20 protein-coding genes are annotated in these 18,874 nt (G+C 62.9%); 15 read left to right on the top strand and 5 right to left on the bottom strand.

All coding sequences use genetic code 11. The annotated features are described in order from the left end of the window. Positions 1 to 25: 25 nt before the first annotated feature. The 3 genes from maiA to QO034_RS02375 are packed head-to-tail and all read left to right on the top strand — an operon-like array spanning position 26 to position 2,394. Complete coding sequence (gene maiA, locus QO034_RS02385; protein ID WP_284483902.1) at positions 26 to 664, top strand: maleylacetoacetate isomerase; 639 nt, start codon at positions 26 to 28, stop codon at positions 662 to 664. Between the two features lie 6 nt (positions 665 to 670). Continuing rightward, entirely contained in the window at positions 671 to 1,915 is a 1,245-nt protein-coding gene (fahA, locus tag QO034_RS02380) for a fumarylacetoacetase (protein ID WP_284483901.1), read from the top strand. A gap of 32 nt (positions 1,916 to 1,947) precedes the next feature. Then, the gene (locus QO034_RS02375) at positions 1,948 to 2,394 is read left to right on the top strand and encodes a MarR family winged helix-turn-helix transcriptional regulator (protein ID WP_284483900.1); all 447 of its coding nucleotides are present in this window, start codon (positions 1,948 to 1,950) and stop codon (positions 2,392 to 2,394) included. A 56-nt stretch (positions 2,395 to 2,450) separates the two neighbouring features. On the opposite strand, the gene hpaR is transcribed toward QO034_RS02375, so the two are convergent. Beyond that, positions 2,451 to 2,855, bottom strand: a complete 405-nt coding sequence (gene hpaR, locus QO034_RS02370; protein WP_284483899.1) for a homoprotocatechuate degradation operon regulator HpaR — start codon at positions 2,853 to 2,855, stop codon at positions 2,451 to 2,453. 104 nt (positions 2,856 to 2,959) lie between these two features. Here hpaR and QO034_RS02365 point away from each other — a divergent pair, with 104 nt between their 5' ends. The 5 genes from QO034_RS02365 (at position 2,960) to hpaH (ending at position 7,615) form a co-directional block, all read left to right on the top strand. After that, positions 2,960 to 3,352 carry a 5-carboxymethyl-2-hydroxymuconate isomerase gene (locus QO034_RS02365; RefSeq protein ID WP_284483898.1) on the top strand — a complete coding sequence of 131 codons (393 nt, stop codon included), beginning with the start codon at positions 2,960 to 2,962 and terminating at the stop codon, positions 3,350 to 3,352. Further along, the gene (gene hpaE / locus QO034_RS02360) at positions 3,349 to 4,860 is read left to right on the top strand and encodes a 5-carboxymethyl-2-hydroxymuconate semialdehyde dehydrogenase (protein WP_284483897.1); all 1,512 of its coding nucleotides are present in this window, start codon (positions 3,349 to 3,351) and stop codon (positions 4,858 to 4,860) included. The genes QO034_RS02365 and hpaE overlap by 4 nt, the downstream gene beginning before the upstream one ends. A gap of 107 nt (positions 4,861 to 4,967) precedes the next feature. Further along, on the top strand, positions 4,968 to 5,951 hold the full coding sequence (hpaD, locus tag QO034_RS02355; RefSeq protein ID WP_284483896.1) for a 3,4-dihydroxyphenylacetate 2,3-dioxygenase: 984 nt from the start codon (positions 4,968 to 4,970) through the stop codon (positions 5,949 to 5,951). 12 nt (positions 5,952 to 5,963) lie between these two features. Next, the gene (locus QO034_RS02350) at positions 5,964 to 6,818 is read left to right on the top strand and encodes a fumarylacetoacetate hydrolase family protein (RefSeq protein WP_284483895.1); all 855 of its coding nucleotides are present in this window, start codon (positions 5,964 to 5,966) and stop codon (positions 6,816 to 6,818) included. Further along, the gene (gene hpaH / locus QO034_RS02345) at positions 6,815 to 7,615 is read left to right on the top strand and encodes a 2-oxo-hept-4-ene-1,7-dioate hydratase (RefSeq protein WP_284483894.1); all 801 of its coding nucleotides are present in this window, start codon (positions 6,815 to 6,817) and stop codon (positions 7,613 to 7,615) included. The genes QO034_RS02350 and hpaH overlap by 4 nt, the downstream gene beginning before the upstream one ends. Positions 7,616 to 7,959: 344 nt before the next feature. Here the strand turns inward: hpaH and QO034_RS02335 are convergent, their stop codons facing one another. Together QO034_RS02335 and QO034_RS02330 are read right to left on the bottom strand one after the other, a co-directional pair. After that, positions 7,960 to 9,426: a DEAD/DEAH box helicase gene (locus QO034_RS02335; protein ID WP_284483893.1), complete on the bottom strand. Its 1,467-nt coding sequence runs from the start codon at positions 9,424 to 9,426 to the stop codon at positions 7,960 to 7,962. Positions 9,427 to 9,549: 123 nt separating this feature from the next. Further along, positions 9,550 to 10,500, bottom strand: coding sequence for a glycosyltransferase family 2 protein (locus QO034_RS02330; RefSeq protein WP_284483892.1), 951 nt, complete (start codon positions 10,498 to 10,500; stop codon positions 9,550 to 9,552). A 180-nt stretch (positions 10,501 to 10,680) separates the two neighbouring features. Here QO034_RS02330 and QO034_RS02325 point away from each other — a divergent pair, with 180 nt between their 5' ends. Further along, positions 10,681 to 11,448, top strand: coding sequence for an N-acetylmuramoyl-L-alanine amidase (locus QO034_RS02325; RefSeq protein ID WP_284483891.1), 768 nt, complete (start codon positions 10,681 to 10,683; stop codon positions 11,446 to 11,448). Positions 11,449 to 11,454: 6 nt separating this feature from the next. Here QO034_RS02325 and QO034_RS02320 read toward each other — a convergent pair whose 3' ends face one another. Continuing rightward, a complete protein-coding gene (locus QO034_RS02320) occupies positions 11,455 to 13,062 on the bottom strand; it encodes a peptide chain release factor 3 (protein WP_284483890.1) in 1,608 nt (535 codons plus the stop codon). A gap of 282 nt (positions 13,063 to 13,344) precedes the next feature. Here QO034_RS02320 and QO034_RS02315 point away from each other — a divergent pair, with 282 nt between their 5' ends. From QO034_RS02315 to QO034_RS02305, 3 genes are all read left to right on the top strand, one after another. Next, positions 13,345 to 14,124, top strand: a complete 780-nt coding sequence (locus QO034_RS02315) for an SDR family oxidoreductase (RefSeq protein WP_284483889.1) — start codon at positions 13,345 to 13,347, stop codon at positions 14,122 to 14,124. Between the two features lie 90 nt (positions 14,125 to 14,214). Further along, a complete protein-coding gene (locus QO034_RS02310; RefSeq protein WP_284483888.1) occupies positions 14,215 to 15,168 on the top strand; it encodes a glutaminase in 954 nt (317 codons plus the stop codon). A gap of 87 nt (positions 15,169 to 15,255) precedes the next feature. After that, positions 15,256 to 16,380 carry an ABC transporter ATP-binding protein gene (locus QO034_RS02305; protein WP_284483887.1) on the top strand — a complete coding sequence of 375 codons (1,125 nt, stop codon included), beginning with the start codon at positions 15,256 to 15,258 and terminating at the stop codon, positions 16,378 to 16,380. Here QO034_RS02305 and QO034_RS02300 read toward each other — a convergent pair. After that, the gene (locus QO034_RS02300; protein ID WP_284483886.1) at positions 16,377 to 17,048 is read right to left on the bottom strand and encodes a helix-turn-helix transcriptional regulator; all 672 of its coding nucleotides are present in this window, start codon (positions 17,046 to 17,048) and stop codon (positions 16,377 to 16,379) included. The genes QO034_RS02305 and QO034_RS02300 overlap by 4 nt on opposite strands. Positions 17,049 to 17,268: 220 nt before the next feature. Here QO034_RS02300 and QO034_RS02295 point away from each other — a divergent pair, with 220 nt between their 5' ends. The 3 genes from QO034_RS02295 to tatC are packed head-to-tail and all read left to right on the top strand — an operon-like array spanning position 17,269 to position 18,863. Next, positions 17,269 to 17,496 carry a twin-arginine translocase TatA/TatE family subunit gene (locus tag QO034_RS02295; protein ID WP_284483885.1) on the top strand — a complete coding sequence of 76 codons (228 nt, stop codon included), beginning with the start codon at positions 17,269 to 17,271 and terminating at the stop codon, positions 17,494 to 17,496. 6 nt (positions 17,497 to 17,502) lie between these two features. Next, positions 17,503 to 17,988 carry a Sec-independent protein translocase protein TatB gene (gene tatB / locus QO034_RS02290; protein WP_284483884.1) on the top strand — a complete coding sequence of 162 codons (486 nt, stop codon included), beginning with the start codon at positions 17,503 to 17,505 and terminating at the stop codon, positions 17,986 to 17,988. Beyond that, a complete protein-coding gene (tatC, locus tag QO034_RS02285; protein ID WP_284483883.1) occupies positions 17,985 to 18,863 on the top strand; it encodes a twin-arginine translocase subunit TatC in 879 nt (292 codons plus the stop codon). Before tatB ends, tatC begins: the two co-directional genes overlap by 4 nt. Positions 18,864 to 18,874 lie beyond the last annotated feature (11 nt).

The following is an 18,874-nucleotide window of genomic DNA, read 5'->3' as shown; positions in this document are numbered from 1 at the left end:
GCGCCCGATGCGGTGAGGACTGAAGATGAAACTCTATTCCTACTGGCGATCCACCACCTCCTACAGGGTGCGTATTGCGCTGAACCTCAAGGGGCTGAGCTTTGAGACCGTCCCCGTGAACCTCGTTGCGGGCGATCAGCGCTCGGACGCGTTCCGGGCGCTCAATCCGGGGCAGGGGGTGCCCGCGCTCGTGCTGGCGGACGGGACGGTCCTGGCCCAGTCGATGGCCATTCTCGACTACCTCGATCATCTCGTGCCCGAACCCGAGTTGATCCCGAGCGATCCCTTGAAACGCGCGCAGGTGCTCGCCGCGGCGCATGTCATCGCCATGGACGTTCATCCGGTCAACAACCTGAAGGTGGTGAACCGGCTGAAATCCCAATTCGGCGCCACCGCCGACGACGCCACCGCGTGGATGCGCCACTGGATGACCGAAGGTCTTGCCGCGTTCCAGGCGCTCTTGCCGCAGGGACCGCGGTTCTGCTTTGCCGATGCGCCGCAGATCGCCGATCTCTGCCTTGTCCCGCAACTTTACAACGCGCATCGATGGGGCGTCGATATGACCCCGTTTTCCCGTCTTCTTGAAATAGAGGCCGAAGCCTTGGAGTTGCCGGCATTCCACGCCGCGCGACCCGAGAACCAGCCTGACGCAACCAAAGGATAATTTCACATGACTGCTCTGCTTCGTTCCTGGATCGCTTCCGCGAACACCGCCGAAACCGATTTTCCGCTGAACAACCTGCCCTACGGAGCTTTTCGCACCGGATCCGGCGACCTGCACGCGGGTGTCGCGATCGGCGACCGGATTCTCGACGTCAGCGCACTGGAAGCGGCCGGCAAACTTGACCTGCCGGCGGGCACGTTCCGGTCGGGCGTATGGAACGATTTCATGGCGCTTGGGGCCGATACATGGGCGGCGTTCCGGGCGTTCCTGACGGAAAACCTGTCCGAAGGCGCCGCGGGACAATCCGACCTGCAAGGGTTTCTCGTTCCGATGGCGGGCACCAGGCTCGAAATGCCGTTCTCTGTATCCGAATACACGGATTTCTATGCCGGGCGTCATCATGCCTTCAACGTGGGTTCTCTGTTCCGCGACCCGGCCAACGCCCTGCCGCCCAACTGGCTGCACATCCCGATCGGTTACAACGGGCGCGCGTCGTCCGTCGTCGTCAGCGGCACGGAGGTGACGCGGCCAAACGGCCAGTTGAAAGCCCCGGACATGGAGATGCCGGTCCTTGCGCCGTCCAGACGGTTCGACCTGGAACTGGAAATGGGCGCCATCGTCGGGCAGCCTTCTGACCGGCCTGTTTCCGTGCAGCAGGCGGACGACATGATCTTTGGCTACGTCCTGTTGAACGACTGGTCGGCGCGGGACATCCAGGCGTGGGAATATCAGCCCTTGGGTCCGTTTCAGTCCAAGGCGACCGCCACTTCTATCAGCCCCTGGATCGTCACCAAAGCGGCGCTCGAAACCTTTCGCACATCGACACCGGTGCGCGAGAAAGAGCTTTTGCCCTACCTGCGGGAACCGGGGCCGATGCTCTATGATATCGAACTGGAGGTCGGTCTCGCCCCCGCCGGCAAGGACGAAACCGTGATCTCCCGCACCAACTACAACGAGATGTACTATTCCGCTGCGCAGCAACTTGCGCATCACACCTCGTCCGGTTGTCCGATGCGGGTCGGTGATCTTCTGGGGTCGGGCACGATCTCGGGACCGGAAAAGGAGAACCGCGGCAGCCTCCTGGAACTGAGCTGGGGCGGCCGGGAACCCCTGACGCTGGATACCGGCGAGACCCGCACCTTCCTGGAAGACGGCGACACCCTGACCCTGCGCGGCCACGCGCAGGGAGACGGTTACCGCATCGGCTTCGGCGCCTGTTCCGGAAAGCTTCTGCCCGCGCGAGCCGTGTGAGCGGCGCAGGCGCGGCTTGAGAAGGAGAACCGATGAGGCTTGAGACCTATTTTCCGTATCGGCTGGCCATCGCCGCCGAAGCCTTTTCGCAGAAGCTCGTCGAGGTCTACGGTCGCGAATACGGATTGTCGCGGGAGGAATGGCGGCTTCTGGCGTTGCTTGCGGACGAAAAGGAAGTGACATCCGCCGATCTCAAGCGGCGCGCGACGCTGGACAAGGTTCAGATCAGCCGTGCGTCCAAACGATTGGAGGAAAAGGATCTCGTCGTCGGTCGGATCGCAGAGCATGACAAGCGCCAACGGATCTACCGCTGCACCGATGCCGGGCGGGCCCTGTTCGCAGAGCTGTTTCCCCGGGTCGAAGCCCGCGCGGAGGCGATCCTGAACGACCTGTCGGAACCTGACCGCCTGGCGCTGCTTCGCGGCATCGCGGCATTGACCGAGGCGGTGGGCGGCAAAGAACCGAACGGGTCCGCCTAGCGTGGCGCGACGCGCGGCTGGAACGTGCCGCCAGCCAGGCCGGGATCAAGGCCGGCCTATCGCAGCGAAATGTCCTGCAGCCGGTTCAAGAGATCCAGCAACTGTCGCAATTCGTCCTCGCCGAATTCGTCCGTCAGGCGCTGGGACAGGGCGTTGCTGGCCTCGGTATGGTCGAGAACGATCTTGCGCCCTTTGTCGGCGATTTCGACGATCGATCTTCTCCGGTCAAGGCGGTCCTCGGTGCGTGTTATGAGCCCGTCGCGTTCCATGGCTTTCAGAATGCGTGTCAAGCTGGGCAACAGCAGGCAGGCATTCCGTGCAATCGCCGTTTGCTCTTGCGGGCCGTCTTCATCAAGCACCCGCAAGACGCGCCATTTCTGTTCCGAAACCCCGGTGCTGCCGAGCATCTCGCGCACGGGCTCCATGACAACCTCGCGTGCGCGCAGCAAGGCGATCGGCAATGACCGCGACGTCTTGCGAAGGGACGGAGGACCGATGGAGTTCATAATTGACATGTTAAGCAATAAAGTTAACATGTCAATTAAAAGGAATCCGGAGCTTCGCGATGCCGCATATACACATCGATTATTCGCCGAACCTCGCAGAGCGTCTGGATATGGGCGGCTTTTGCGACGCGATCCGCGTCGCGGCGATTGAAACCGGGATATTTCCGGTCGCCGGAATCCGGGTGCGGGCGACCGCCTGCGACCATGTCGCGATCGCCGACGGTAACGCACGGCATGCATTCCTGGACATTTCGATCCGGCTGCGCGCCGGCCGTCCGATGGACGCGAAGGAAAAGGCGGTCCGGCACATCTTTGCCTGCGCCGAGGATTTCTGCGCCCATGTCATGGCCGGATCGTCTTTCATGCTGTCGATGGAAATGCGCGACATCGATCCCGCGCTCAGCCCAAAGGCCAGTTCCATCCGAAATTACCTTTCGGGAGACCCCGAATGAGCAAGCTGAATACCAATCTGGAACGGCTGAACGGGCATCTCGCGCGGTTTCGCGAAACCGGCATCCTGAACCGGATCGCGGGCCGGGATGTTCCCGGTGAACACGGTGTGTTCCAATCCGTTTCGCCGGTGGACAGGAGCGCCATCTGCGATGTGGCGCGCGGCGGGGCGTCGGACGTGGATGCTGCCGCCAGGGCCGCCGCGCAGGCTTTTGCCGATTGGCGCGATCTCCCGGCCACAGAGCGGCGACAGATCCTGAACCGTATCGCCGAAGGGATCGAGGCGCGCGCCGAGGAGATTGCGCTCTGCGAATGCTGGGACACCGGGCAGGCCCACAAGTTCATGTCCAAGGCGGCGCTTCGCGGCGCCGAGAATTTCCGCTATTTCGCCGACCAGGTGGTGCAGGCGCGCGATGGCAAGCATCTCAGATCACCGACCTTGATGAACGTGACGACGCGCGTTCCCATTGGCCCCGTGGGGGTTATCACCCCGTGGAACACCCCGTTCATGCTGTCGACCTGGAAAATCGCGCCGGCGCTCGCAGCGGGCTGCACCGTCGTTCACAAGCCCGCGGAAGCGTCTCCGCTGACAGCGCGGCTGCTGGTCGAGATCGCCGAACAGGCCGGGCTGCCGCCCGGCGTGCTGAACACGGTGAACGGGTTCGGCGAGGACGCGGGAAAGGCGCTGTGCGAACATCCGGTCATCAAGGCCATCGCCTTCGTCGGGGAAAGCCGGACCGGCAGCCTGATCACCCGGCAGGGTGCCGACACGCTGAAGCGCAATCACCTCGAACTCGGCGGCAAGAACCCGGTCATCGTCTTTGACGACGCCGATCTCGACCGGGCGCTGGATGCCGTGATCTTCATGATCTATTCGATCAACGGTGAACGCTGCACCTCGTCCTCGCGCCTGTTGGTGCAGGACACGATCAAGGATCGGTTCGAAGCCAGGCTGATCGAACGGGTGAACAGGATCAAGGTGGGTCATCCGCTGGATCCGGCCACCGAAATCGGCCCGCTGGTCAGCGAAGAACATTTCCGGAAAGTGACCGGCTATTTCGAGATCGCCAAGGCTGACGGTGCGACCATCGCCGCCGGCGGCGAGACGGTCGGCGAAGACGGCTATTTCGTTCGCCCCACGCTTTTCACCGATGCCACGACCCGGATGCGCATCGCCCAGGAAGAAATCTTTGGTCCGGTCCTGACGTCGATCCCGTTCGGAACCGAAGAAGAAGCGTTGCGGATCGCCAACGACACCCCCTATGGCCTTACCGGCTATGTCTGGACCAACGATCTGACCCGCGCCCTGCGGTTCTCGGACAGGCTCGAGGCCGGAATGATCTGGGTCAACTCGGAAAACGTGCGCCACCTGCCGACGCCGTTCGGCGGGGTCAAGGCCAGCGGCATCGGCCGGGACGGGGGCGACTGGTCTTTCGAATTCTACATGGAGCAAAAGCACATCGGCTTTGCCACCGGACATCACAAGATCACCAGGCTGGGAGCGGGTTGATGCAATCGACCGCTGCCGCCGCGACATTCCAGATCCCGACCGATCAACCGCAAAGATCCGGCGCGGGCCGGCCCAGAACCGTCTGCCCCGTTCACTAGGAGACATCGATGCCCGTTCCCGCACCAAATCTCTATCCCGATTTCAACACGATCCGCCTCAGCCACGTGTGTCTGAACGTCAAGGATCTCGCCGCATCCCGAACGTTCTACGCCGACATCCTGGGCTTTCAGATCAGCGATGAAAACGACAGCCACATCTATCTGCGCGCCATGGAAGAACGCGGGCATCACAGCGTCATCCTGCAAAAATCCGACCAGCCCGGCACTGTCGAGGTGATGGGGTTCAAGGTCTTTGACGAAGCCGACCTGGACCGCGCCGAAGCCTATTTCACGGCCAAGGGCCGGCCGACCTCCTGGGTGGAGCGGCCATACCAGGGGCGCACGCTGCTGACGGCCGACAACATCGGCATTCCACTGGAATTCTATCACAAGATGGACCGGCTCGAGACGATCCATCAGAAATACGCGCTCTACCACGGGGTGAAACCGCTGCGCATCGATCACTTCAACTGTTTTTCGCCGGATGTGGATGCGTCCGTCGCGTTCTATTCCGATTTCGGCTTTCGCGTGACCGAATACACGGAAGACGAAGAAAGCAAGAAACTCTGGGCCGCATGGATGCACCGCAAGGGTGGCGTGCACGACATGGCGTTCACCAACGGGACCGGTCCAAGAATGCATCACGTGGCGTTCTGGGTGCCGACACCGCTTAACATCATCGATCTGCTCGATCTGATGTCGACCACGGGCTACATGAAGAACATCGAACGCGGACCTGGCCGCCACGGCATTTCCAATGCCTTTTTCCTCTATATCCTGGACCCTGACGGCCATCGGATCGAAATCTATTGTTCGGACTATCAAACGGTCGATCCCGACCTGGAACCGATCAAGTGGGATCTGAAAGACCCACAACGCCAGACGCTTTGGGGCGCGCCGGCTCCTGAAAGCTGGTTCAGGCACGGAACCCGGTTCGTCGGAGTGGACCTGCGCGAATCCGGTCTTGCCGTCAGCCCCATCATCGCGCCCTAGCCGGAGACTGCCATGCGGTTCGCAACCTATTCTTCCAATGGCCTGACGTTTTTCGGCGCCGTCACGGAGGAGGGCATGATCGCCCTGAATGACCATTGCCCCCAATGGCCGACGCTGCTCGATGCCGTGCGAGCAGGCGGGCTGGATCGGTTGGCCCGGATTGCCGGCGGCCTGCCGGTGACCCACCGGGATATCACCTATGACATGGTGTTGCCCAACGCGCCCCGCATCCTCTGCGTCGGCGTCAATTTCCCGGATCGCAACGCCGAATACAGGGACGGCAGCGACCAGCCGCGATACATGTCGCTCTTTCCCCGGTTCGCCAGCGGCTTCACCGGCCACGACCGGCCGCTGATCCGGCCGCCGGAGAGCCGCGCGCTCGATTATGAAGGCGAAGTGGCCATCGTGATCGGAAAAGGCGGGCGGCGCATTTCGCAGGACGACGCCTATGACCATATCGCTGCCCTGACGATCTGCAACGAAGGCACCATCCGCGATTGGGTGCGGCACGCGAAGTTCAATGTCACCCAGGGCAAGAACTGGGACCGTTCCGGTTCCATGGGACCCTGGCTGGTGCCGTTCACCGATCCCGGTCAACTGGACGCGGCCCGCATCGTCACTCGCGTGAACGGAGAAATCCGCCAGGACGACATGCTGTCGCGCATGATGTTTCCGATTCGGCGCGAGATCGAATACATCTCGACCTTCATGACCCTGCAACCCGGCGACATCATCGTCACCGGAACGCCCACCGGAGCAGGGGCCCGGTTTGATCCGCCGCGCTATCTTGCCCCCGGCGACGTGGTCGAGGTCGAGGTGAACGGCATCGGGACCCTGCGCAATATCGTCGAGGACGAGAAACCATGACCCCGCAAGATCACGCCAAGGCCGCCGCCGATCTTCTGCGGGCAGAAGCCACCGGCAACCAGGTCGGCCTGCTGAGCCTGCGCCATCCCGAAATGACGATGGACGATGCCTATGCGATCCAGAATGCGATCCGGCGCGAAAAGACGGCCGCCGGACGCGGGATCATCGGCTGGAAGATCGGCCTGACCTCCAGAGCGATGCAAAATGCCTTGAACATCGACATTCCCGACAGTGGAATCCTGTTCGACGACATGCTGTTCGAAGACGGCGCGACGGTGCCCGCAAACCGGTTCATCCAGCCGCGGATCGAGGCCGAGATCGCCTTCGTGATGAAGGCGCCGTTGTGTGGGAGGGACGTGACCCGCGACGACGTGGCGGCGGCAACGGATTTCGTCGCGCCGGCCATCGAGATACTCGATACACGCGTCCGGCGCGTGGATCCCGAGAGCGCCCGGACACGGAGCGTCTTTGACACGATCAGCGACAATGCGGCGAATGCGGGGGTCGTGCTTGGTTCGCAACGCCACGCTGTTGACGCCTTTGACCTGCGATGGGTGGGAAGCATCGTGTCCCGGAACGGAGAGGTCGAGGAAACGGGCCTGGGGGCCGGCGTGCTGAACGATCCGTTGGAAAGCGTCGCCTGGCTTGCCCGGCGCATGGCGAGCTACGACCAAGTCATCGCACCCGGCCAGATCATTCTGTCCGGCAGCTTCATCCGCCCGGTGGAATGTCCCTCCGGCACGAGAATTCACGCGGATTTTTCCGGGTTTGGCAGCGTCGCAATCGCGTTTGCATAGAACATCCGCTCCCCGATCCGCGTCCGGAAGTCCGGGGCCGTGCATCGCGTGGTCATCCTTCCCGCGGCGCTCGTATCCCGGAGACGAACCGAGATTTTCGGAAACCGAGACCCGTCCGGACGGTCCGGCGCGAACGTGAAACGGTGGCGCGTTCCGGACCCGACGGATGATGCCTCCGTTCGTTCGGGGCGCCGATGCAGCGCTGACCGGGTCAGATGCGGGATCATTGGCAGCAAGGCGCGGGGGCAATCGTCCGGCGGCAGCAGCGTGCGCCGACGCCGGTGGGAGAGATTGAGAAGACAATCTTCCCCGGCGTTCAGGATCGGAAAGCGGCTTTCGCCTTTTCAGTCGGCCCGCCGTTCCTCGAAGCTCAGCGCGATGAAGCTCGGCAGGTGATCCCCCATGCCCACGACAGCCGCGCCGCCGCCCGAAGCCCGGTCCGAAGACCGCCGGCGCGAGCCCCGTTCGGGCAATGCCGATTTCGGCGCGGCGATCCCGGCTGATTCCGAAGACGGATCGGTTTCGGCAACGGGTTCGGCCGCGGCTTCCACGGGTTTCTCCGCGGCTTTTTTCCTCGATCCGCGGCTGCGGCTGCGAGACGGGCCGGATTTCTCGTCCTTGGCGTCCGGTGTCTCCGCTGCGGTCTGATCCTCGCTTTCGGTTTTCATCGGATTGTCCAGACGGGGAATTTCCTTCTGCACAAGCCGTTCGATGTCGGCGAGGTTCTTTTCGTCGCGCGGCACGCAGATCATCATCGCGGTGCCGGCGCGGCCGGCCCGGCCGGTGCGGCCGATCCGGTGCACGTAATCCTCGGCATGGCCGGGCACGTCGAAATTGAACACATGGCTCACCGACGGGACGTCGAGCCCCCGCGCGGCCACATCGGAAGCAACCAGGAAGCGCAGGGTGCCGTCGCGGAATCCGTCCAGTGTGCGGGTGCGCTGACTCTGGTCGAGATCGCCATGGATCGGCGCGGCGTCATAGCCGTATTTCTTGAGGCTCTTGGCAACGATATCCACATCCGTCTTGCGGTTGCAGAAGATGATGGCGTTGGTGCATTTTTCGCCTTCACCGTCGATCAGCGCGCGGAGCACCTTGCGCTTCTCGCTGGCCTCGCGATCCTTCCGGCTGCCCTTGAACATCACCACGCCCTGTTTGATGTTCTCGCCGGTCGTCGCCTGGCGGGCAACTTCCACCCGCACGGGCGCTGACAGGAAAGTGTTGGTGATCCGTTCGATCTCGGGCGCCATGGTGGCCGAGAAGAACAGGGTCTGCCGGGTAAAGGGCGTGAGGCTGAAAATCCGCTCGATATCGGGAATGAAGCCCATGTCGAGCATCCGGTCGGCCTCGTCCACCACCATCACCTGAACACCGGTGAGCAGCAGCTTGCCGCGCTCGAAATGGTCGAGCAGACGGCCCGGCGTGGCGATCAGCACGTCGACGCCCTTGTCGATCAGCTTGTCCTGTTCGTTGAAGGACACGCCGCCGATCAGCAGCGCCTTGGTCAGCTTGACGTGCTTGGCATAGGTGTCGAAATTCTCCGCCACCTGCGCGGCCAGTTCGCGGGTCGGGCAGAGCACCAGGCTGCGTGGCATCCGGGCGCGGGCGCGGCCGCGGGCCAGCATGGTGATCATCGGCAGCGTGAAGCTGGCGGTCTTGCCGGTGCCGGTCTGGGCGATGCCCAGAACGTCCTTGCCCTCGAGCGCCGGGGGGATTGCGCCCTCCTGGATCGGTGTGGGAGATTCGTAGCCGGCTTCTTCAATAGCCTTGAGCACCTTGGGATTCAGGTTCAGTTCAGAAAATTTTGCCATGTGTGTCCGTGTCTTGCGGACACTTTTCTGGCCCGCACGTCTGATCGGAGCCGGACCCCACTGGTCCTGCGCTTCTGCGCATGTTGGCTCGTTCCAGCGCCTTAGCAAAAAGGCGGGCGGGGGTCAAACAATGCCTTTGTCGCAGGGCGCAATATCGCCCCGTCCGGAAATCCGCGCGCCCGGGTCGAACGTCGGAAAATGCCTGCGCCGTTTTTCCGCGAGATTCAGGTCGCGCAAACGTAACAGGCCTTTGGCTGCGAGGCGGTCGCGATGGTCCTGCGTGTCGGCGCAGAGCGTCTCGAAGAAGTCGCGAAGACCCTGCCTCCCCCGGTCGCGTTCAACGGTTCTCAGCAACCGATGCAGCGTCGGTGCGGCGCCGTCGGCCTGCGACGGGACCTTGGCCGGGTTCATGCGATAGGAGCCTTTCAGAAGACGGAACCGGTAGGCCGAAATCCACTGATCCCAATTGCGGACATGAAAATGGCACAGATCCACGTCGTCCAACGGGACTTCGTTCGGGTTCTCGTCTCCGCCCTGATAGACATTGTGTATCCGCAGGCTGATATCCGGAAGACCTGTCCGGACAAAGACCTTGCCGGCCAGATGGCTGAGAAAACCGCCTTTCACATATGCCCCGTAGTCCGGATAAAGTTCCCGGACGACGGTATCCCGATCCGCGCCACCGGGAATGAAGGCCTTGAAGGCCGTGCCGTCGCCGGCCAGCGCCTCGACGGGACGGACCCGGGCGCTTGTCGCATCGCGAGGCAGATCGGCGAGCCGAGACCCGATAGAGCGTTCGCACCACAAGAATTCATCCACGTCGATATGCGCCAGCCAGTCGACATCGCCGGCACGCCCGTAGGCATGTGTTGCGTTCAACACCTGCCTGACCTGATGCTTGCGTGGCCTCGGTTCGCCAATTCTGCGCCAATGCGTTGCGTCACATGTGGCAACCCGCACTTTCGGATGCGCCTTCAGGAACGCGTGGGCGCGCGGTTCCGGCGCATCCAGGTAAAGATAGAGCCGATGCGCGCCAAGGTGCAGGTGAAAGGCTGCAAACTCCAGTGTTTCCAAGGGCGACGCCTTGATTGTCGCGACGATTCCCCAACGCGGTGGCGCGGTGTCCGTGGATGCGCCGGCAGCCGTCATCTGTCGATACAGCCATTTTGCGTGGCTGTTGCAACAGGAATGGATTGAAGCGGCAAATTGTGATAGTGTTTTGCCATTATTTGAAGAGTTTCAAGGAAGAGGATCATGGCAGATGTTGTTCCGAAGTCATGGAAGCCAAAGGCTGACATGCAGCGTATTCATGTTCACTGGACAGCCGGCGGACACAAGGCGAATTCCACGGACAAGGCGGCCTATCACATCCTGATCGAAGGGGACGGTGATCTGGTGCGCGGCGACAAGTCGATTGCCGCCAACGCCAAGGGATCCGGCATGAAGCAGGCGAGCCATACGCTCAATGCCAACACCGGGGCGATCGGCGTGTCCATGTGTTGCATGGCCGGGGCGCGGGAAAGCCCGTTCGATCCGGGCAAGTTCCCGATGACGGAAAAACAGTGGAACAAGATGATCGAGGTTGTCGCGGATCTGGCCGAGACCTACGGGATCATGGTCACGCCGGTCACGATCCTGACCCATGCCGAAGTCTGGCCGAACCTCCATATCAAGCAGAAGAACAAGTGGGACATCGTGCGGCGCGCCTTTGATTCCAGCACCGTGGGGCATAAGGAAGTGGGCGACGTGATGCGCGCGGAAATCGCGGCGGTCATGGATCGCGACCTTCCGGAAATTCCGGTGGATGAGATTCCGCAGGAAATGAAACCTCCGAAGTATCGGGTGTCGGGTGTCTGGCCATCGACCCTGAATTTCCGCGATGCGCCGAACGGCAAGCGGGTCGGATCGCTGCCGGAACGCACTGTCGTGGAACGTCTGGGCGTGGTTGATGCCTGGTGGCGGGTCAGGACACGTCAGGGATTTATCGGTTGGGTCTTTTCGGATTTCCTGAAACCCGTCTGACACGGTTCAGACCATCATTTCCTTGGTCGCCGTCAGTTTCACATCCGGATAGTCGCGTTCGACGCGATCGATGTCCCATTGCAGGCGGGTGAGGTAGACGATGTCGCCGTCATTGTCATGGGCTATGTGCTGCTTGTTGGCATCGATGAATTTCTCGACGGCTTGCCGGTCGCCATTCACCCATCTGGCCGACTTGAACTGAGAGGCTTCGAAGCGCACCGGCAGGCCGTATTCCAGTTCGATCCGGCTGGCCAGGACTTCGAACTGCAACTGGCCGACGACTCCAACCACGAAGCCGGAGCCGATGGACGGTTTGAATACCTTGGCGGCGCCTTCTTCGGCAAATTGCATCAGCGCCTTTTCCAGGTGCTTGGATTTCAACGGATCGCCCGCCCGCACGCCCTGGAGAAGTTCCGGCGCGAAGCTGGGGATGCCGGTGACGCGCAGGATTTCCCCTTCGGTCAGGGAGTCGCCGATGCGCAATTGCCCGTGGTTGGGAATGCCGATGATGTCGCCAGCCCAGGCCTCTTCCGCCAGTTCGCGGTCACTGGCGAGGAACAGCACAGGATTGGTGATCGCCATCGGTTTCCTGGTGCGCACATGGGTCAGCTTCATGCCGCGTTTAAAGTGGCCCGACGCCAACCGCACGAAAGCCACGCGGTCACGGTGCTTCGGATCCATGTTCGCCTGAACCTTGAAGACAAACCCGGAAACCTTTGTTTCTTCTGGAAGAATGTTGCGCGGCTCGGCCGATTGGATCTGCGGTTGCGGCCCGTACATCCCGATGCCGGCCATCAGCTCCTTGACGCCGAAACTGTTGATCGCGGAACCGAACCAGATCGGGGTCATGTGCCCTTCCAGAACCGCCTGCGGATTCAGCGCGGGCAGCAACTCGCGGGCCATCTCCAGTTCCTCGCGCAATCGGTCCAACAGGTTCGAAGGCACGTGTTTCGCAAGCTCCGGATCGTTCAATCCCTTTATTTCAATGCTTTGCGCCACCTTGTTGCGGTCTGCCCGGTCCATCAGTTCCAGCCGGTCCCGCAGGATGTCATAGCAGCCGACGAAATCCCGGCCCTGACCGATGGGCCAGCTTGCCGGCGTCACGTCAATGGCGAGATTTTCCTGTATCTCGTCAATGATTTCAAAGACATCCCTGCTTTCCCTGTCCATCTTGTTGCAGAAGGTCAGGATCGGCAGATCGCGCAGGCGGCAGACTTCGAAAAGTTTCCGAGTCTGGCTTTCCACACCCTTGGCCCCGTCGATCACCATCACGGCGGCATCTACCGCGGTGAGCGTCCGGTAGGTGTCTTCGGAAAAGTCCGAGTGGCCGGGCGTGTCCACAAGATTGAACCGGAACTCGTTGAAATCGAAAGACATCGCCGATGCGGAAACGGAAATCCCCCGGTCCTTTTCCATTTGCATGAAATCGGACCGCGTGCGCCGCGCTTCACCCTTGGCGCGGACTTGCCCGGCCATCTGGATCGCGCCGCCGAAAAGCAGGAACTTCTCGGTCAAGGTCGTCTTTCCCGCATCCGGGTGGGAGATGATCGCAAAGGTGCGACGCCGGGCGATTTCCGGCGGAAGGTCGGGGCGATTTGAAACGGTGTCCAGCATGACCGGGCGTATAGGTAAGGTTTGGCGCAAGCGCAAGAAATTCAGGCGGTCGTGTTCCCGCGTCGGCCAACTCCGGATCGGTGGCGGACCGACCGGACCGGATCGGGGTGCGCCGCGAACAGGGGGGGTGACACGTTCCCGAAAGCGGAACCGGTCAGAGCCGTCATTCGCGGCTTGTCTGGCGCAAGCGGCAAGCGTTCCGAGCAATTCAGCGGTTAAACGCTGGCATCGACCTCGCCAGCGGTGTTAATCGGGACGGGACATGACATCGGGAGGACGAACATGGATCTGGGAATAACCGGGAAACGGGCGCTGGTCTGCGCCAGCAGCAAGGGCCTGGGGCTTGGCTGTGCGGAGGCTCTGGCCGGGGCAGGCGTCAATCTGGTGATGAATGCGCGCGGGGCGGATGCGCTTGAAACCTCCGCGCAGGCCATCCGTGATACCTATGGGGTCGATGTGGTGACGGTCGCCGCCGACGTGGCGACGCCCGAAGGGCAGGATGCGGTCATCGCGGCGGCGGGCGCGGCCGATATCCTGGTCAACAACGCGGGCGGGCCGCCGCCGGGCATGTGGTCGGACTGGGACAGGGACGATTTCATCAAGGCGCTGGACGCCAACATGCTGGCCCCCATCGCGCTGATGAAGGCGCTGATGCCGGGGATGATGGACCGGGGATGGGGCAGGGTGGTGAACATCACCAGCCAGTCGGTGCGGGCGCCGATCGCGGTTCTGGGCCTGTCCAATTCCGCCCGCACCGGTTTGACCGGCTATGTCGCGGGCACGGCGCGGCAGGTGGCGGGCAAGGGGGTCAACATCAACAACCTGCTGCCCGGCATTCACGCGACGGACCGGGCGGATGCGCTGGACGGGAATGTTGTGAAGGCGGAAGGGATCTCGCTTCAGGAAGCCCGCGACCGGCGCGCGGCGACCATTCCGGCCGGGCGCTATGGCACGCGGCAGGAATTCGGCGCGGTCTGCGCTTTCCTGTGCAGCCAGCACGCCGGGTTCATCGTTGGCCAGAACATCCTGCTGGATGGCGGTGCGACCAACCTGACCATGTAGGTGGAAACGGGTCCGGTCCGCCACGGGCCGGCCCGCGTCGTTTCACGGCAGTCGATCGCGCGGACATGTCGGTCGGGAACCAATTTCATCATGACACAGCAGAAGCCTTCCTCCGACAGCCTGCGCGCGATCCTGGCCGACATCGCGGAAACGATGGCGCAGGAACCATTCCGCGGCAGCGTGGCGGATTACATCCCCCAACTCGCGCGTGTCGATCCGGCGCAGTTCGCCATCACGCTGGCCACGGCGGAAGGCGATGTCATCTCGGTCGGCGACGCGGATACGCCATTCTCGATCCAGAGCATTTCCAAGGTCTTTACCCTGGCCGTGGCGCTTGGAAACCAGGGCGAACGCCTGTGGAGCAGGGTCGGGCGTGAACCGTCCGGCGATCCGTTCAATTCGATCGTGCAACTGGAATATGAGAAGGGCCTGCCGCGCAATCCGTTCATCAACGCGGGCGCAATCGCCGTGACCGACAGCATCCTGGGGCAGTATGCGCCGAAAGAGGCGCTGGGTCAGATCCTTCAGTTCATCCGTTTCGTCGCCGGGCAGGAGGACATCGCCATCGACCCGGCGGTCGCCCGGTCGGAACAGGAAACCGGGTTCCGCAATGTCGCGCTGGCCAATTTCATGCGCGGCTTCGGCACGCTTCAGGGGGCGCCCGAGCGGACGCTGGGCGTCTATTTCCACCACTGCGCGATCGCGATGACGGCGCGGCAACTGGCGCTGGCCGGCCGGTTCCTGGCCTTCGATGGATGCCTGTCCCCCGGCGGGGCGCGGGTGATCAAGGCGCGCATGGCGCGCCAGATCAACGCCCTGATGCTGACCTGCGGGCTCTACGACGGATCCGGCGAATTCGCGTTCCGGGTTGGCTTGCCCGGAAAGAGCGGCGTGGGCGGCGGTATTCTGGCGGTCGCGCCGGGGCAGGCCTCCATCGGCTGCTGGTCGCCGGGGCTGAACGCGCTTGGCAATTCGCATCTGGCGTCCCGTGCGCTGGAACTGCTGGCGGATCGAACCGGGTGGTCGGTCTTCGCCCCGCGATGACGGCGACCGCTTGCACAGGGCCGGTCGGGTTGCTATCTGCGCCAAAGCCCGATGGATTTGATCGGAAAACGTAGACGAGGCCCGGCGGTGCAAACCGAAACCCAGCGCAGTTCATCCGGAAATACGCTGGCGTCGCGTGTTCCGCGGCTTGAAATCCGTCACCTGGTGCGCCAGTTCGACGGCCGTCCCGTAGTGGATGACGTTTCGCTCAGCATCATGCCGGGTCAGGTGACGTGCCTGCTGGGGCCGTCGGGATGCGGCAAGTCGACGACGCTCCGGATGATCGCCGGTGTCGAGATGCAGGACAGCGGCGAAATCTGGGTCGATGGCAAGCTGATCTGCGACACGGTCTTCCGTGTGCCGCCCGAGCGGCGTCAGATCGGCCTGATGTTCCAGGATTTCGCATTGTTCCCGCATCTGAGCGTGGCCGGAAACGTGGCCTACGGGCTCCGGGGCGGCAAGGACGAGAAACGGGCGCGTGTGGTGGAACTGCTCGAAAGGGTCGACCTGCTGCAATTCATCGATGGCTACCCGCATCAGCTTTCCGGCGGCGAACAGCAGCGTGTCGCCCTGGCCCGCGCTCTCGCGCCCCGGCCAAGGATCATGCTGATGGACGAACCTTTCTCGGGGCTGGACAACCGGCTGCGCGACGGCATCCGGGACGAAACTCTGGGCCTGCTCAAGGAAGAGGACACGGCGGTCCTGCTGGTGACTCATGAACCCGAAGAAGCGATGCGCATGGCCGATGAGATCGCGCTGATGCGCGACGGCAGGATCGTCCAGCAGGGCGCGCCCTACAACGTCTATACCCGTCCGGTGGACCGTGCCGCGGTGTCGTTTTTCAGCGATGCCAATGTGCTGAACGCGCAGGTCAACGGGGCGCTTGCGCAAACCCCGTTCGGCCAGTTCCTCGCGCCCGGTGTGCCCGATGGCACGAATGTGGACATCGTGTTCCGTCCGCAGCATGTGAAGATCGATTTCGACCGGGCCGGTGTCGGGCCGCTGCCGACCCCGACCGATGGCGTGGCGGCGCGGGGCACCGTGGTGCGGGCCCGGTTCATGGGCCACGAGAGCCTGGTCGAGTTCCGCATGGATTTCGACGACAAGATCCTGAAGGTGACGGTGCCCAACGTCTTCCTGCCCGCCGAGGGCAGGGTGATGTGGCTGACGATCCGCCGCGACCGCTGCTTTGTCTTTCCGACCTCGCGCTAGCCGCGGAGCGGTCGGTCCGGCAGCCTTTTGCCCGGCTCGTCCACGAACAGTTCCGGCAGCGGCGAGGCGGCGTCGATCAGGTCGATGCGGAAATCCCGGAAATCCGCGCAGAGTTCGCACCAGGCCGTCAGAATCCAGACGTGCCCCCAATTGTCCAGTTTCAGCGGGCGCACCGTGCGCGTCGTCCGGGTTCCGCCGGGATCGCGGCAGGTAAGGCGCAGCTTCTGCTTGCCCTTGATGGCGCTGCGCAGGCTGGCCATGTGCGACAGCCCGCGGGCGGTGTCGGCCAGCGGAGTCAGCGCGGTTTTCCAGGCATCGGCCTCGGCAACGGTTTCGGCGGGCAGAACGGCGTCCAGCTTGTCCGTCAGGGCCAGAGCCGCGGCCTTGAGATAGGGATCGGCCGCTTCGGCGACGATGGCGACGCCGATGTTGAGCGCATCGAGTTCCTGCGGCGTCAGGGTCAGGGGCGGCAGGGTGATCCGGTCGGCTGCGCGGTATCCCGTCCCGCGCGTGCCCTGCACCGGCACGCCGGACGCGGCCAGCCGGTCCATGTCCCGATAAATCGTGCGTATTGACACGCCAAGCCTGCCGGCAAGGTCCCCGGCGCGATGCAGGCGCCCATCCCGCAGGATGGCGATAATGTCGATCAGTCGGTCCGTGCGGGGCATGGGATCTGGTGGCACAGAAGCCGGGGACTGTCCAGAGAAACCGCCAAAAACATGTCAGTTGTGTTGGGTGACTTTAGGGTTGCACGACAAATCCTCCGGTTTTCGGGCGCTCATCCGAGGTTTGCCGCTTTTCCTTGACCTGTGCGCTGCGTAGAAGTCTGGCGACTTTCCAAATGCGCGCGCCGTTTCGCGGTGCGCCCTTCAGTCTGAGGAGACGGACATGTTGAACAATATCGGCCTTCCCGGCCTTTTGCTGATCGCGGTCGTGGTGCTGGTTCTGTTTGGCCGCGGCAAGATCAGTTCGCTGATGGGCGAAGTCGGCAAGGGCATCACGTCGTTCAAGAAGGGCATCAACGAGGGCCAGAAGGAACTGGAAGACGATGCGTCGGAAACGGCCAAGGACATCACGCCCAAGACCGATGCCGCAACCGACAAGGACAAGGCGTAACCGCAAATGTTCGACCTGGGCTGGACAGAGCTGCTGCTCATCGGGATCGTGGCGCTGATCGTGGTCGGCCCGAAGGATCTGCCGGTTCTGTTCCGCAATGTCGGACGGTTCGTCGGCAAGGCCAAGGGCATGGCGCGGGAATTCAGTTCCGCGATGCATGACGCGGCAGAGGAATCGGGCATGCGGGACGTGGCCAAGGGGCTGAAAGCCGCGACAAATCCGGTGTCCAGCGCAATGGACGGCGTCAAGGAGGCAACGCGCGACCTGACCGACGGTTTGAATCCGGCCAAGCTGGACGGCAAGAAATACGACCCGAACAGCGCAACCGGGAAACTGGCGGCGGAACGGGCTGAAAAAGCCAAGAAGATCGAAGCGGCCACCGCGCGCGCCGCCGCCGACCGGCTGACACGAGAAGCGGCCGAAGCGCAGGCCAAGGCCGCCGAGATGGAAGCCGCTGCGGCGGCCTCTTCGACACCGGATGGCAAGACATGAGCAATACCGATGAGATCGACGACAGCAGCGCGCCGCTGATCGAACATCTGGCGGAGCTGCGCAACCGGCTGATCCATTCGGTCGTGGCCTTCATCGTCGGCATGGTCATCTGCTTCACCGTGGCCACCCCGATCTTCAACTTCCTGACCGCGCCGCTCTGCCAGGTGCTGGCGGAACGCGGACAGGATTGCGACCTGATCTTCATCAGCCCGCAGGAAGGGTTCTTCGTCGCCATCAAGGTCTCGCTGCTGGGCGGGTTCCTGTTGGCCTTTCCCTATATCGGGTTGCAGATGTGGCGCTTCGTGGCGCCGGGCCTCTACAAGTCGGAAAAGGGCGCGTTCCTGCCTTTCCTAATCGCCTCGCCGTTCATGTTCATCCTCGGCGCGAGTTTCGCCTTCTACATCGTGACGCCGCTGGCCTATGATTTCTTCCTCGGATTCCAGCAGTTCGGCGCCGAAGGCGAGGCCGTCACCGAGGGCGCCGCGCCGCTCAGCGTCGTGTTCCAGGGCAGCGCGCAGGAATATCTGAACCTGACGATCAAGTTCATCGTGGCCTTCGGCCTGTGTTTCCAGCTGCCAGTGCTCTTGACCTTGATGGGCAAGGCCGGTCTGGTCAGCGCCGAGGGGCTCGGCAACGTGCGCAAATATGCCGTCGTGGGAATCCTCGTGCTCGCGGCACTGGTCACGCCGCCCGATGTCATTACGCAGGTGATCCTGTTCGTCGTGGTCTACGGGCTGTATGAGGTCTCGATCTTCCTCGTGCGGCGGGTCGAGAGAAAGCGCGAGGAAAAGCTGCGCGCCGAAGGCTATTACGACGATGAAGAAGAATTCGACGATCCGATGATGGCCGAATTCGAGGAGGAAGACGGCAAGTGATCGACGACCCG

The sequence above is a fragment of the Sedimentitalea xiamensis genome (genome assembly GCF_030164465.1).
GTDB classification, from domain to species: Bacteria; Pseudomonadota; Alphaproteobacteria; order Rhodobacterales; family Rhodobacteraceae; genus Sedimentitalea; species Sedimentitalea xiamensis.
The sequence above is the reverse complement of the archived record's forward strand: the minus strand, read 5'-3'. Positions and strand labels throughout refer to the sequence as shown.